The 12,983-nt window shown below is 70.5% G+C and carries 13 protein-coding genes; 9 read left to right on the plus strand and 4 right to left on the minus strand.

Annotation, left to right across the window (positions count from 1 at the left end):
- Positions 1-12: 12 nt before the first annotated feature.
- Together P3F85_RS03800 and P3F85_RS03805 are read right to left on the minus strand one after the other, a co-directional pair.
- Positions 13-1,098, minus strand: a complete 1,086-nt coding sequence (locus tag P3F85_RS03800; RefSeq protein ID WP_374009924.1) for an epoxide hydrolase family protein — start codon at positions 1,096-1,098, stop codon at positions 13-15.
- 42 nt (positions 1,099-1,140) lie between these two features.
- Complete coding sequence (locus P3F85_RS03805) at positions 1,141-1,494, minus strand: hypothetical protein (RefSeq protein WP_374009925.1); 354 nt, start codon at positions 1,492-1,494, stop codon at positions 1,141-1,143.
- Positions 1,495-1,629: 135 nt separating this feature from the next.
- Between P3F85_RS03805 and P3F85_RS03810 the strand changes: the two genes are divergently transcribed.
- Entirely contained in the window at positions 1,630-2,502 is an 873-nt protein-coding gene (locus tag P3F85_RS03810) for a DUF2510 domain-containing protein (RefSeq protein ID WP_374009926.1), read from the plus strand.
- A gap of 6 nt (positions 2,503-2,508) precedes the next feature.
- Here P3F85_RS03810 and P3F85_RS03815 read toward each other — a convergent pair whose 3' ends face one another.
- Complete coding sequence (locus P3F85_RS03815; RefSeq protein ID WP_374010987.1) at positions 2,509-2,706, minus strand: hypothetical protein; 198 nt, start codon at positions 2,704-2,706, stop codon at positions 2,509-2,511.
- Positions 2,707-2,815: 109 nt separating this feature from the next.
- On the opposite strand from P3F85_RS03815, the gene P3F85_RS03820 reads away from it, so the two are divergent.
- Complete coding sequence (locus tag P3F85_RS03820; RefSeq protein ID WP_374009927.1) at positions 2,816-3,352, plus strand: N-acetyltransferase family protein; 537 nt, start codon at positions 2,816-2,818, stop codon at positions 3,350-3,352.
- An 18-nt stretch (positions 3,353-3,370) separates the two neighbouring features.
- On the opposite strand, the gene P3F85_RS03825 is transcribed toward P3F85_RS03820, so the two are convergent.
- Entirely contained in the window at positions 3,371-4,255 is an 885-nt protein-coding gene (locus tag P3F85_RS03825; RefSeq protein WP_374009928.1) for a MurR/RpiR family transcriptional regulator, read from the minus strand.
- A 189-nt stretch (positions 4,256-4,444) separates the two neighbouring features.
- Here P3F85_RS03825 and P3F85_RS03830 point away from each other — a divergent pair, with 189 nt between their 5' ends.
- From P3F85_RS03830 to P3F85_RS03860, 7 genes are read left to right on the plus strand one after another with little or no spacing between them, the layout of a single operon-like run.
- Entirely contained in the window at positions 4,445-5,995 is a 1,551-nt protein-coding gene (locus tag P3F85_RS03830) for an ABC transporter substrate-binding protein (RefSeq protein WP_374009929.1), read from the plus strand.
- Between the two features lie 56 nt (positions 5,996-6,051).
- Positions 6,052-7,029, plus strand: a complete 978-nt coding sequence (locus P3F85_RS03835) for an ABC transporter permease (RefSeq protein ID WP_374009930.1) — start codon at positions 6,052-6,054, stop codon at positions 7,027-7,029.
- On the plus strand, positions 7,026-7,919 hold the full coding sequence (locus P3F85_RS03840) for an ABC transporter permease (RefSeq protein ID WP_374009931.1): 894 nt from the start codon (positions 7,026-7,028) through the stop codon (positions 7,917-7,919). Before P3F85_RS03835 ends, P3F85_RS03840 begins: the two co-directional genes overlap by 4 nt.
- A complete protein-coding gene (gene murQ, locus P3F85_RS03845) occupies positions 7,919-8,851 on the plus strand; it encodes an N-acetylmuramic acid 6-phosphate etherase (protein ID WP_374009932.1) in 933 nt (310 codons plus the stop codon). The genes P3F85_RS03840 and murQ overlap by 1 nt, the downstream gene beginning before the upstream one ends.
- Positions 8,851-10,065, plus strand: a complete 1,215-nt coding sequence (locus P3F85_RS03850) for an anhydro-N-acetylmuramic acid kinase (protein ID WP_374009933.1) — start codon at positions 8,851-8,853, stop codon at positions 10,063-10,065. The genes murQ and P3F85_RS03850 overlap by 1 nt, the downstream gene beginning before the upstream one ends.
- On the plus strand, positions 10,062-11,240 hold the full coding sequence (locus P3F85_RS03855; RefSeq protein WP_374009934.1) for a serine hydrolase domain-containing protein: 1,179 nt from the start codon (positions 10,062-10,064) through the stop codon (positions 11,238-11,240). Before P3F85_RS03850 ends, P3F85_RS03855 begins: the two co-directional genes overlap by 4 nt.
- Positions 11,237-12,883 (plus strand): ABC transporter ATP-binding protein, encoded by a 1,647-nt coding sequence (locus P3F85_RS03860; protein ID WP_374009935.1) that lies wholly within the window; start codon positions 11,237-11,239, stop codon positions 12,881-12,883. The genes P3F85_RS03855 and P3F85_RS03860 overlap by 4 nt, the downstream gene beginning before the upstream one ends.
- Positions 12,884-12,983 lie beyond the last annotated feature (100 nt).

The raw sequence follows: 12,983 nt of genomic DNA on the forward strand, positions 1-12,983 counted from the left end.
CTTATGTGCGGCTCAGCCCCGGATGCTCGCCTCCAGGTCGCGCACCGCGGCCGCGACCGCGGCCGGTGCCTCCCAGGCGGTGTAGTGGCCGCCGCGGTCGAGGCGGGCGAAGGCGCGGATGTCGGCGTAGCTCTTCTCGGCGAGCGAGCGGGGGTAGGCGGCCTCGTGACGCTGGATGAGGATGGACGCGGGCACCTCGACGATCGGGTGGAGCTCGTCGCCGTCGGGCGATTCCCGGTACGGACGGAAGCTCGTGCCGATCGACCGCGTCACCCAGTACAGCGCGACGTTGGTGAGCACGTCATCCACCGCGAAGTGGTCGAGGCCGTCGCCGTCGCTCCAGGCAGCCACCTTCTCGGCGATCCAGGCGAGCAGGCCGCTGGGGGAGTCGATCAGGGCGGCCGCGAGAGTGTCGGGACGGGTGCCCTGCTCGTGCGCGTAGCCCGACTCCTGCGGGTCGGCGACGTGACGCAGGAAGTCCCGCTCCTCCTCGGTCAGCTCGACGCCGGGGCGCGAGCGCGCCGAGAACGACGCGTGCGATGCGACGATACCGGCGACGGACTCGGGATGCTCGCCCGCGAGCCAGTCGCTGACGCCGGCTCCCACATCCTCGCCGTAGGTCAGGTACAGGTCGTAGCCGAACTCGCCGGTCATCAGGGCGTTCCAGCGGTGCGCAACACCGGAAGACGAGAACGGCTCGGGCAGCACGGCCGAGTAGCCGTAGCCGGGGAGCGACGGAACGATGACATCGCGCTCTTCGGAGAGGAGGTCGGCCAGGTCGAGCATGGACGCGAACGAGTACGGCCAGCCGTGCGTCAGGACGATCGGCAGGCCGCGCGGGTCGCGGGCCGGCGCCCGGACGACGTGGACCGCGCAGCCGTCGAGGTCGACCATCCGCTGCTCGTACCGGTCGAGCCGCCTCTCGAAGGCGCGCCAGTCGTAGCCGGTGCGCCAGCGCTCGACGAGTCCGGCGAGAACGTGCGGCGGGATGCCGTTCGACCAGTCTGGGCCGGGCGTCGCCTCGGGCAGGATGGCCGCGTCCAGCCGACGCTGCAGGTCATCGAGCACGGGTTGCGGGACGTCGATGCGGAACTCCATGCGCTGACGGTACCGGCGACCACGGACAACGGCGAGGGCCGGCTACGCGCGGGACGGAGCCGCGCCGTCGGTGCGGGTGAATGCGTACGCCTCCTCGGCCAGCGACTCCCACAGCCCGGGCGCGTCCGCGGTTACGACGAGCCACTGCCGCATCGGAGTCTTCTCACCCGCCTGGAACGGTTCGCCCGTGGATGCGGCGATCAGCTCCTGCACGCGCGCTGCGGGCAGTTTGACGACGAAGCGCTCGCCGCTGGAGATCATGCAGAACACGGACCCGTCGACGCGAAGGGCGTCCGAACCGAACCGGCGCGGGCCTCCGGTCGCGGGCGGTGTCACTCCGGGCCGGCCGACGAAGGTCGTCACGATGTCGTCGAAGCGGTCGTGGATGGTCGCCATGGTTCACGGTAGCGCCGTCGCACGCCGCTGGGCCACCCGTTGTGGGGCGGGCGACCGGGACCATGCGTCGGTAACGTCTTTCGTGGCGCTTCCGGAGGACCGGCCCGGGGCGCGAGATCACCTTTGGGGGAGCCGATGAGCGATGCCGCGCTGCCCGTGGCGGGATGGTACGAGGACCCGGCAGGCGGCGGTGGCGTGCGCTGGTGGGACGGTTCCACCTGGACGCAGCACGCCCGGCCGCGCGAGGTCGAGGCCGCGCCCGAGGCCGCGCCCGATTCGGCGGGATCACCCCAGGGGAGGCACCGGTCACCGGTCGCCGCGCCGCCCGCTCCCGTCGCGCCGCAGCCCGCGCAGCAGCTCGTGCTGCAACCCACGCACCAGCCCGCACAGCAACCCGCGCAGCAGCCCGCCTTCCAGCCGATCGCGCCGCTGCCCATCCACCAGCCCGCATACCCACCCGCGTACAGCCCGGTCGCCCCGCTGGGCAAGGCGCCCTATGGCGGCGGCCTCTACAACCCGTCCTGGGACGCCTACCACGGCAGGAACTCCGCCGCCGCCTGGTCCCTGGCGCTCGGCATCCTCTCCGCCGCCCTCCTGCTCCTGAGCGAGGTCCTCGGCTACGCGCCGGGTCTGCCGGGCATCGGCGCGGTGATCTGGGGAATCGTCGGGATCAGCCGCTCGCGGCGCATCGGCGTCGGACGGACGCGGTCGATCTGGGGGCTCAGCCTCGGCGTGGTGTCGTTGATCGCCGCGCTCATCATCCACTTCGTGCTGATGGCGGCGATCCTGGGGCCGCACTACGACCGCGCCGCCCTCGAGAACTCGATCGTCCGCACGTTCGCGTCGCAGGCTCAGCGCACGGTCACAGCGGTGTGTCCGGAGTCGCCGCCGCTCACCGTGGGCAGCACGTTCCAGTGCACGGCGACCGAGAGCACCGGTGCTACTCACCCCGTCATCGTCACCGTGGAGGACGACAAGGGGTCGATGAACTGGTCCGTCCGCCAGTAAGCCGGCTCAGCGCGCGCCGGAGCGCCGGCCTCGCACGATCCCGACCACGATCAGCACCACCCCGACCAGCAGCACGATCGGACCGACCGTCGCCCACAGCGACGAGCCGCTCATGACCGAGCCGCCGATCACGTTGAACCCTTGCAGCGTCCACACCAGTCCCAGGAGGATCAGGACGATGCCGAGCACGAGGAACAGCCACATTCGCTTCACGCTCCGACCCTAGTTCGCCGTGGCGGATCGGTGGAGGGGCAGCTTGGCGAATCGCTGCATCCTGCCGCTACATTCGAGGAACCAACGACAGGCGGGTGGAATGCAGCGGTTCACGGACACGGACGGGTCACACGGCGGTCGCACGCTGCCGGCGGGGCTGCGGGAGGCGACCCCGGACGACGTGGAGGCGTTCATCACCGTCTTCCTCGACTGCTGGCAGCTGAGCTACAGCCAGACGATGCCGCAGGAGTTGGTCGAGCGGATGACCCGCGAGAGCGCCGAGGACCTCTGGCGGCGGGCGCTGAGCACCGGCGGCGACCGGTATCTCGCGGCCGAGGACGAGAGCGGGACGCTCGTCGGCTTCGTCGGGTACCGCCTGACCGATCCGGTTTCGGGATACGTCAGCTCACTGTACGTGTCGCCGCACGCGCAGGGCGGCGGCTACGGGCGGCGCCTGCTCGCGGGAGCGGAGGCCGAGCTGAAGGCGCACGGTGCGGTGACGGCCCGGCTGTGGGTGTTCGAGCAGAATGCGCCGTCTCGCGGGTTCTACGAGAGGGCGGGATGGGCGCTCGACGGCACGCGGGAGGTCCTGCCCGAGTGGGGCCAGCCGCAGGTCGGGATGGCCAAGGGGCTGTGACGACCGAAATGCCGTGACTCAGGTGGTGGTGCTGCGCCTCGGCCGACGACGCCCCTCCACAGCCGCGAGGCTGGCGGCGAGCGAGTCGGCGACGCCCTCGGGACGGCGCTGGGCGACGCCCATGAAGATCACGTCCACGATCATCAGCTGCGCCATCCGGCTCGACATCGCGCCGTACCGGAAGCGCGTCTCGCGTGAGGCGGTCGTGAGCACGGCATCCGCCAGCTGCGCCAGCGGGGATTCGGGGAAATTCGTGACGGCGACGGTGAAGGCTCCCGCCCGCTGCGCTGTCTCGAGGGCGGACAGCGCCTCCTCGGTCTCGCCGGAGTGCGAGAAGGCGATCGCGACCGAACCCGGCCGGAGCACGGCGGCGCTGGTCAGGGCGAGATGCGCATCCGTCCAGGCGTTCGCGAAGTAGCCGATGCGCCGGAGTTTCTGGCCGAGATCCTGCGCCGCCAGACCGCTCGACGCGGAACCGTACACGTCGGTGTTGGGTGCGTCGATGATGGCGGTGACCACCCGGTCCACCTCGTCGAGGTCGAGCATCTCGGCGGTCTCCTCGACGGCGCGGGCCTCCTGGAAGGCGAGCTTGCGGACGACGTCGCGGGTGGAGTCGGCGGGGTCGATGTCGCCCTCGGAGACGCCGAAGTGGAAGCGGCGGCCGCTCTCGTCGACGGCGGCCCGCGCGAGCGCGAGGCAGAAACCGCGGTAGCCGTCGAATCCGACGCTCCGGCAGAAGCGCGCGACCGTCGCCGTCGAGGTGCCGCAGCGCGCCGCCAGTTCGGTGATGCTGAGGTTGGCGACCTCTGCGGGCTCGGCCAGTGCCTCCTGGGCGATCAGCTGCTCGCTGCGGCGCAGCCTGGGCAGGGCCTGACGCAGTCGAACCAGGATGTCCTCGGTCATGGCCGTCTCCTCGCGGTCGTTCAGGTTCACCGTAGCGGCCCGCGAGTCATTGGACTTCCGGACGGCTTCGTGCTAAATAATTTACAACTTGGAAACGCAAGAGGAACATTATTCCCATAGCGTTTATCCCGGCAACGTCGCCGACGTCGCCGCTCACAGCAGGCGCACCACCCACCAAGGAGGCCCGAAATGAAGGTCAACCGCTTCGGACGCCCGGCGATCGTCGCCGGCGCCGCGGTCGCCGCCGCATCCATGCTGCTCGCAGGATGCACCGGCACCAGCAGCAGTTCCCCCACCGCGTCCGCGAATCCGAATGCCACCCTCGTCTTCGGGATCACCGCCGATCCGACGCAGACGATCCCCTGGACGACGACGTCCGAGCAGTCGGTGCAGGTGCTGTCCCAGATCTACAGCCCGCTCCTCACGACCAACAAGGACGACGCGCCGGTCGCGAACCTGGCGGCGCTGCCGAAGGTGTCGTCCGACGGGCTGACCTACACGTTCACGCTCAAGGACGGGCTGAAGTTCAGCAACGGCTCCGCACTCGACTCGGCCGACGTGAAGTACACGTACGAGAAGATCATGGACCCGGTGAACAAGGCGAGCTCGCGCTCCTACCTGGCCTCGGTCGACACCATCGACGCTCCGTCGCCGACCAGCGTGGTCGTGCACCTGAAGCACCCGGACGCGTCCTTCCCCTCCGGCCTCACCGCCGTGAACACCGGCATCGTCCCGTCCGACGTCCCGGTGGAGACTCTGCAGACCGCACCGGTCGGCTCCGGTCCGTACAAGTGGGCCGGCCGCGTGGCCAACGAGTCCATCTCGCTGGAGCGCAACCCGGACTTCTTCGCGGGCAAGCCGGGCGCGGCCAAGGTCGAGTTCCGGATCATCCCGGACGAGCAGTCCATGGTCTCCGCGCTGAAGACCGGCTCGGTCGACGTGGCGATCTTCGACAACCCGGTGACGGCGAAGACGGCGGTCTCGAACAAGACGAAGTCGATGACGGCCAGCTCGCTGCAGTACCACGTGCTGCAGCTGCGGGCGGCGTCGCCGGTGCTCTCCAACGTGAACTCGCGGCTCGCCATCCAGTGCGCCATCTCGCGTCAGGATGTCATCGACACGGCCGCCCTCGGCTCCGGTACCGCGACGGGTCCGATCACGTCGCCGGAGTACCACTCCGACCCGAACGCCCAGCCGTGCGCAAAGCAGGACCTGAAGAAGGCCAAGGAGTACCTGCAGAAGGCAGGGACCCCGGATGGATTCACGCTCAACGTGATGACGTCGCAGGGCCTCTACTCGACGGCCGTGGATGAGGCGCAGAACGTTCAGGCGCAGCTCGGCAAGGTCGGCATCAAGGTCAACGTGCAGTCACTCGACTCCAACGCCTACGTGCAGAAGTGGCTGGCCGGCGACTTCGACGCGGCGATCGCGCAGAACGCGGGAAGCTCCGACCCGAACACGATGTACGCGCGATACTTCACGACGGGCGGCACCTACAACAAGGTGGCCGGCTACAGCTCGCCGGAGCTGGACAAGCTGTTCGCGGACGGCATCGCGACGACCGACACGGCCAAGCGCAAGACCGTCTACACCCAGCTCTCCAAGGAGCTCGTCGACAACGCCGCGTGGGTCTGGCTCTTCACACCGAAGGAGTACATCGTGCTCAACTCGAGCGTGAACGGCTTCGAAGCCCGCTACGACGCGGACGTGTCCACGCTGTGGAAGGCAACACTCTCCTGACCGCGCCGCCGGGGCGGGCCCAGCGCCCGCCCCGGCGCCCGAACCCCAGGGCTCCCATGACCCGGCTCATGCACCTCGTCCGCCATCCCGTCACCCGGCGGATCGGCGAAGCACTCCTCACGCTCGTCGGAGTGTCCATCCTCACCTTCTTCATCCTCCGGGTCGTCCCCGGAAACCAGATCACGGCCGCCTACGGCACCGCCGCCGGCGACCTCTCGCAGGACCAGATCCGTCAGCTCGAGGCCTACTACGGCATCGACAAGCCGCTGATCGTCCAGTACTGCGACTGGCTCGGCGGCGTCCTGACCGGCAACCTGGGGCTGAACCTCACCTCGCACCAGAGCGTCGCGCAGATGACCGCGCAGGCCCTCCCGAACACGATCGAGCTCGCCATCTTCTCGATCGTCATCGGCCTCGCCCTCGGCATCCCCGGGGGAGTGTTCGCCGCGAACCGGCCGGGTCGCTTCGGCGACAACGTCACCCAGTTCGGGAGCCTGCTGGCGCTCTCCATCCCGTCCTTCCTGCTCGCGACGGTGCTGGCGACCTGGCTGGCGAACTCCTTCGGCTGGTACCCCAACGGCGAGGGTTACAAGACCTTCCTGCAGAATCCGTCGCTGAACCTGCAGCAGATGCTCCTGCCCTCGCTGGTGCTGGGCATCAGCATCGCCCCGCCGGTCCTCCAGACCACGCGGACGGCCATCCTCTCCATCCGCGCGGAGGACTACATCCGGACGGCGCGGGCCAAGGGCGTCCCCGAGCGGCGGCTGCGGGTGCGGCACGTGCTGCGCAACGCGCTCATCCCCGTCGTCACGATGACCGGCCTCCAGTTCGGCTTCCTGCTGGGCGGCGCGCTGGTGGCCGAGCAGATCTTCGCGATCCCGGGGATCGGCCGCCAGGTCCTCCTCGGGCTGAATCAGAAGGAGTATGCCGTGGTGCAGAGCACGGTGCTGATCATCGCCACGATGTTCGTGCTGGTGAACCTGCTCACCGACATCGTGTACCGCGTGGTCGACCCGAAGGTGCGTGTCCGATGAGCGCCGCGACCGGCATGAGCAACGTCCCCGACGTGGCGATCGACTCGAGTCGCCGTTCGCACGCGTGGGTCTCCGCCTTCCGCTCGGTTCCCGGGATCACCGGGCTGGTGCTCATGGGCATCGTCATCGTGCTCGCGCTGCTGGCGGTCTTCGGGCTCACCCCCTACAACCCGGCGCACCAGGATGTCGCACAGTCGCTGAACCCGCCGAGCGGCGCGCACTGGTTCGGCACCGACCAGTTCGGGCGCGACACGTTCTCGCGCGTGGCGGCGGGGCTCGCCAACTCCCTGCTGATTGCGATCGTCTCGGTGGCCGTTGCTGCGGTGGTCGGCACGCTGATCGGTGTGCTGGCCGGCTTCTTCCTCGGCGTGACCGACCGCATCGTCGGCGTCGTCACCAATGTGCTCTTCGCCTTCCCGTCGCTGCTGCTCGCGCTGGCGCTCGCGGCGACGCTGCAGCGCAGCTGGCTGACGGTGGCGATCGCCATCGCGGTCGTCTACATGCCGATCTTCGCGCGGGTGGCGCGCGGCCCGGTCCTCGTGCTGCGGTCGACGGACTACGTGATGGCCTCGACGGCCATCGGGCGCAAGAGGCTGTCCACGCTGTTCGCCCACGTCCTTCCGAACATGCGCGGGATCCTGGTGGTGCAGATCACCCTCTCGCTGTCGTGGGCGATCCTGACCGAGGCCGCGCTGAGCTTCCTCGGCTTCGGCACACCGCCGCCCGCGGCATCCCTCGGCGGCATGGTCTACGAGGCCCAGGCGCTCACGAGCGTCGCCCCGTGGATGCTGCTCTTCCCGGGCGCGGCGCTGATCTGCGCCGTCATCGGACTGAACCTTCTCGGCGACGGCCTGCGCGCCGCGCTCGACCCCAAGACCGGAGGCCGTTGATGACCGCCAATTCGCCCGACGCCGAACTCGACGAGCTGATGACGGAGGCGGTGGCCGACGACGACCTGATGCTCGACGAACTGAGCGTCGCCGAGCTCGTCACCCTCATGAACGACCGCGACGCCCGCATCCCGGGAGCGGTCCGGGATGCGCTGCCGACCATCATCGCGGCGGTCGAGGAGACGTCCGAGCGGGTGCGCGCGGGCGGCCGGATCATCTACGTGGGCGCCGGAACGAGCGGCCGGCTGGGAGTGCTCGACGCCTCCGAGATCCCGCCGACGTTCGGCACCGACGGGGACATCGTGCTCGGCCTGATCGCCGGGGGACCGACCGCACTCGTCAGCTCCATCGAATCCGCTGAGGACAGCGAGGAGACCGGCCGCACCGACCTGGGGCGCCTGGCACCGGGTCCGCTGGACACGGTCGTCGGCATCGCCTCCAGCGGCCGGACCCCGTACGTGCTGGGCGCGCTGCGCCTCGCCAACGAGAGCGGCGCGCTCACGGTCGGGTTGTCCTGCAACCTCGACACCCCGATCTCCGCGATCTCGCGCCATGGGATCGAGATCGCGGTGGGGCCGGAGATCGTCACCGGCTCGACCCGGCTCGGCGCGGGGACGGCCACGAAGATGGTGCTGAACATGATCTCCACGATCAGCATGATCAGGCTCGGCAAGACGTACAAGACGCTCATGGTCGACGTGAAGGCGACCAACGCGAAGCTCGTGCGCCGCGCGGTGCGGATCGTCACGCTGGCGACGGGCACGGACGACGAGGTGGCGCGGGTCGCCCTCGACGCCGCGGACTGGAACGCGAAGCTGGCGATCGCAACCATCGTGACCGGGATGAGCGTCCCGGACGCGAAGCGCGCCCTCGATCAGGCGGCGGGCGTGCTCCGGACCGTCGTCGCAGCGGCCCCGAAGGCGGGGCTCTGATGCGCGTCCTCGGGATGATCTCCGGCACCTCGCACGACGGCATCGACATCGCGATCGTCGACTTCACCGACGGTGCCTCGGGAGGCTCTGTCGGCGCGGCGATCGAGTACACGACCTCCACGCCGTACTCGCACGCACTGCGCGAGCGGCTGCTGGCGGCGCTCCCTCCGGCGCCGGTCGGCTTCGACGTCGTCTGCGAGCTGGACACGGCGATCGGCCAGGAGTTCGGGGAGGCCGCGCGCGCCGCGCTCGCATCGCACGCGGCCGCCGGGTTCGCGCCGGTCGACCTCGTCTGCTCGCACGGCCAGACCGTGTTCCACTGGATCCGCGACGGCCGGGCGGCGGGGACGCTGCAGCTCGGCCAGCCGGCGTGGATCGCCGAGGCGACCGGGCTCCCGGTCGTCTCCGACCTCCGCGCTGCCGACATCGCCGCGGGCGGCCAGGGTGCCCCGCTGGTGCCCATCCTCGACACGATCCTGCTCGCGGGGTTCGCCGCCTCGGGTGTCCGCGCGGGCGCGCTCAACCTCGGCGGCATCTCCAACGTCACCGTGGTCGCGCCCGGCGCAGACCCGGTGGCGTGGGACATCGGCCCCGCGAACGCGCTCATCGACGCCGTCGTCACCCGGTCGTCCGAGACGCCGGACGGTTTCGACCGCGACGGGCGGCTGGCGGCAGCGGGACGAGTGGATGACGCCCTCCTGGATCAGCTGCTCGCCGAGCCGTACTACGGCCTGCCGACGCCGAAGAGCACGGGCAAGGAGCTGTTCCACCTCGCGTACGTGGACGAGCACCTCCAGCGCTCGCCGTCCGATCTCCCGCTCGCCGATCTGGTCGCCACACTGACCGAGCTGACGGCGCGCACGGTCGCCGACGCGATCCGGGCGGCCGGGGTGGAAGTGCTGGTCGTCTCGGGCGGCGGCGTCCGCAACCCGGTGCTGCTCGGACGGATCGCCGCGCTGCTGCCCGGGGTGGAGGTGCGCCCGAGCGACGCGGTCGGCGTGCCGTCGGACGACAAGGAGGCCATCGCGTTCGCCCTGATCGGGTGGGCCACCGCGAACGGGCTTCCGGGCAACGTTCCCAGCTGCACGGGCGCCGCGGGAGGCCGGGTCCTCGGCCGGCTCACGCCCGCGCCCGGGGCGCCGCTCCCGCAGGGCGAGAGCGTGGAGGAGTGGCCCCAGGTGGAGTTCCGACGCTACGAGGAGGTTTCCGCATGAGCGGCCTTGCACCCTATGTCGACCGTCTGCTGTCCCTCGGCGAGCCGGGAGCGCATCCCGCAAGCGCGATCGTCGGCGTGCGGACCGCGTCCGGCGTCCAGGTCGAGTGCGGCGGATGGGCCGCGCTGGCGGACGGCGGGACCGCTGCCGTCCCGATGGGTAGGGAGTTGCTGCTCGATCTCGCGTCCGTCACCAAGGTCGCTGTGACCACGGTGATCGTGATGCGCCTCGTCGAGGAGGGCCGACTCGCCCTCGACGACCTCGTGCGCGACCACCTCCCGGCGTTCACCGGCGGGGACAAGGATCGCGTCACCCTCGAGCACCTGTTCACCCATACTGCGGGGTTGCAGCCCTGGTGGCCGCTGTACCTGGAGACCACCGACCGCGACGCCGCGATCCTGCGCGCCCAGGAGGTGCCGCTCGCCACGGCGCCTGGCGCGGCGTGGAGCTACTCCGACCTCGGGCTGATCCTCGCCGGCGCGATCGTCGAGACGGTGACCGGCCTCCCGCTGCGGGATGCTTACCGGACGCTGGTGGCCGGTCCACTCGGCCTGACGAGCGACTACGGTCCCGTGCCGGCCGGGTCGGCGGTGACCAGCGCGGACAGCGACGCTTACGAGTTCCGGATGGTCGCCACGGGCACGCCGTACCCGGTCCCGTTCCGCACGGACGAGTTCGACGGCTGGCGCGACCGGCCCCTCCGCGGCGAGGTGAACGACGGCAACGCGGCGCATGCCCTGGGCGGCGTCTCCGGCCACGCAGGGCTCTTCTCGACCGTCGACGACCTGCTTGCCCTCGGCGCTGCGCTGCGCGGCGGCGGTTTCGTCTCGGGCGAGGTGCTGCGCGCGTTCAGCCGGCCCAACGCGATCAACCCGGAGCAGGCCGTCGGCTTCCGCCGCAACACGATCACGGTCGACGGGCGCTCGCTCGACGTGCTCGGCCACAGCGGCTTCACCGGCACCTGGTTCGGCTTCGCGCTCGACGCCGACGTGGTGGTCACGGGGGCGGCGATGCGGTTGGCCGGCACCACCGGAGGGCTGCCCGCCGATGCCGTGGCTGGGGCGGCACCGCGTCCTCCGCTCGTGACGGGCGACGCCATCCAATCCATCCTGCTCGAAGCGGCGGCCGACGTTCTGGCAGCCGACTCCGCTCACCACGAACGCGAGGAACGATGAACAGCGAGAACCAGGATCCGGTCCGCGAGCCGGTGCTGAGCATCCGGGATCTGTCGGTCACCTTCACGACCTCGCGGGGTGAAGTGGAGGCGGTCCGGCACGTCGACCTGGACGTCGCCGCGGGCGAGACGGTGGCGATCGTCGGCGAATCGGGCTCCGGAAAGTCCACGCTCGCCGCCTGCGTCAACCGGCTCCTCGCGGAGAACGGCCGGATCTCGTCCGGCACCATCCGCCTGCGGGAGCTGGACATCACCGCCGCTCCCGCGAAGGTGATGACCTCCATCCGGGGCAGCCGCATCGGGCTGGTTCCGCAGGACCCGATGACGAACCTCAACCCGGTCATGAAGATCGGCGCGCAGATCGTCGAGGCCCTGCAGGTGCACGGTGTCGCGAAGGGCGACGCGGCCAAGCAGGAGGCCATCCGGCTGCTGGAGCACGCCGGCATCACCGACGCCCGGGCCCGCTTCAACCAGTACCCGCACGAGTTCTCCGGCGGCATGCGGCAGCGCGTGCTGATCGCGATGGCGCTCGCCTGCCGGCCGGAGGTGCTGCTCGCCGACGAGCCGACCTCGGCGCTCGACGTGACCGTCCAGCGGCTGGTCCTCGACCAGATGGGCGAACTCGCGTCCGAGCTGGGCGCGGCCGTGCTCCTCATCACGCACGACCTGGCGCTCGCCGCCGAGCGGGCCGACCGCGTGGCCGTCATGTTCCGCGGCGAGATCGTCGAGACGGGACCTGCGGCAGAGCTCGTCGCCCACCCGCAGCACGAGTACACGAAGCGGCTGCTCGCGGCGGCGCCCGGAATGGCCAGCGCGAAGGTCGCTCCGGTCGTCGAGCTCCGTGCGGATGGCGCAGAGCCCGAGATCCTGCTGGAGGTGTCGGATGCGGTCAAGAAGTACCGCATCCGCGGACGGTCGGAGCCGTTCCTCGCGATCGACGGCGTGAGCCTCCGCATCCCGCGCGGTCAGACGGTCGCCATCGTGGGCGAGTCGGGTTCCGGCAAGTCGACGACCGCGCGGCTCGCCCTGAAGCTCGAGGATCCGGACGGCGGGACCGTGTCGTTCCGCGGAGAGGATGTGTCCCGCCTGTCCGGCCGCCGGCTCCTGGAGTTCCGCCGTGCGGTGCAACCCGTCTTCCAGAACCCGTACGCGTCGCTGGACCCCCGCTACACGATCGAGCAGGTGGTCGCGGAGCCCCTCCGCGTCCACAAGATCGGGGATGCCGCCTCCCGGGCGAAGGCGGTCGCCGACCTCCTCGACAAGGTGGCGCTGCCCGCGTCCTTCGCCGACCGGTACCCGCACGAGTTGTCGGGAGGCCAGCGGCAGCGCGTGGCCATCGCGCGGGCACTCGCACTGAATCCCGAACTGGTCGTCATGGACGAGGCGGTCAGCGCGCTGGACGTGCTCGTACAGGAGCAGATCCTCGACCTGATGGTGTCGCTGCAGCGCGACCTCGGCCTGTCGTACCTCTTCATCAGCCACGATCTCGCCGTGGTGCGGCTGGTCGCCCACCAGGTGTACGTCATGCGCGCCGGGAAGATCGTCGAGAGCGGGGAGCCCGACGCGATCTTCGAGGCGCCGCAGCAGGAGTACACCCGCCAGCTCATCGCCGCGATCCCGGGCACCTCGCTCGCGGTCGCCTGACCGGGCGCACGCCTGACACGACGAGAGGGGATGCGCGTGGCGACTGCGGCGGACCTGGCCGAGCGCCTGGAGCGGCTCGCTCCCGGAACGGTGCGCGATC

Origin of the sequence: Leifsonia sp. T36S-04 (genome assembly GCF_042465655.1) — a bacterium.
GTDB lineage: Bacteria > Actinomycetota > Actinomycetes > Actinomycetales > Microbacteriaceae > Leifsonia.

What these genes read in the sequence shown, in the direction of transcription:
- P3F85_RS03800 (WP_374009924.1), bottom strand. Translation starts at nt 1,098, where the DNA reads ATGGAGTTCCGCATCGACGTCCCGCAACCCGTGCTCGATGACCTGCAG.
- P3F85_RS03805 (WP_374009925.1), bottom strand. Translation starts at nt 1,494, where the DNA reads ATGGCGACCATCCACGACCGCTTCGACGACATCGTGACGACCTTCGTC.
- P3F85_RS03810 (WP_374009926.1), top strand. Translation starts at nt 1,630, where the DNA reads ATGAGCGATGCCGCGCTGCCCGTGGCGGGATGGTACGAGGACCCGGCA.
- P3F85_RS03815 (WP_374010987.1), bottom strand. Translation starts at nt 2,706, where the DNA reads ATGTGGCTGTTCCTCGTGCTCGGCATCGTCCTGATCCTCCTGGGACTG.
- P3F85_RS03820 (WP_374009927.1), top strand. Translation starts at nt 2,816, where the DNA reads ATGCAGCGGTTCACGGACACGGACGGGTCACACGGCGGTCGCACGCTG.
- P3F85_RS03825 (WP_374009928.1), bottom strand. Translation starts at nt 4,255, where the DNA reads ATGACCGAGGACATCCTGGTTCGACTGCGTCAGGCCCTGCCCAGGCTG.
- P3F85_RS03830 (WP_374009929.1), top strand. Translation starts at nt 4,445, where the DNA reads ATGAAGGTCAACCGCTTCGGACGCCCGGCGATCGTCGCCGGCGCCGCG.
- P3F85_RS03835 (WP_374009930.1), top strand. Translation starts at nt 6,052, where the DNA reads ATGACCCGGCTCATGCACCTCGTCCGCCATCCCGTCACCCGGCGGATC.
- P3F85_RS03840 (WP_374009931.1), top strand. Translation starts at nt 7,026, where the DNA reads ATGAGCGCCGCGACCGGCATGAGCAACGTCCCCGACGTGGCGATCGAC.
- murQ (WP_374009932.1), top strand. Translation starts at nt 7,919, where the DNA reads ATGACCGCCAATTCGCCCGACGCCGAACTCGACGAGCTGATGACGGAG.
- P3F85_RS03850 (WP_374009933.1), top strand. Translation starts at nt 8,851, where the DNA reads ATGCGCGTCCTCGGGATGATCTCCGGCACCTCGCACGACGGCATCGAC.
- P3F85_RS03855 (WP_374009934.1), top strand. Translation starts at nt 10,062, where the DNA reads ATGAGCGGCCTTGCACCCTATGTCGACCGTCTGCTGTCCCTCGGCGAG.
- P3F85_RS03860 (WP_374009935.1), top strand. Translation starts at nt 11,237, where the DNA reads ATGAACAGCGAGAACCAGGATCCGGTCCGCGAGCCGGTGCTGAGCATC.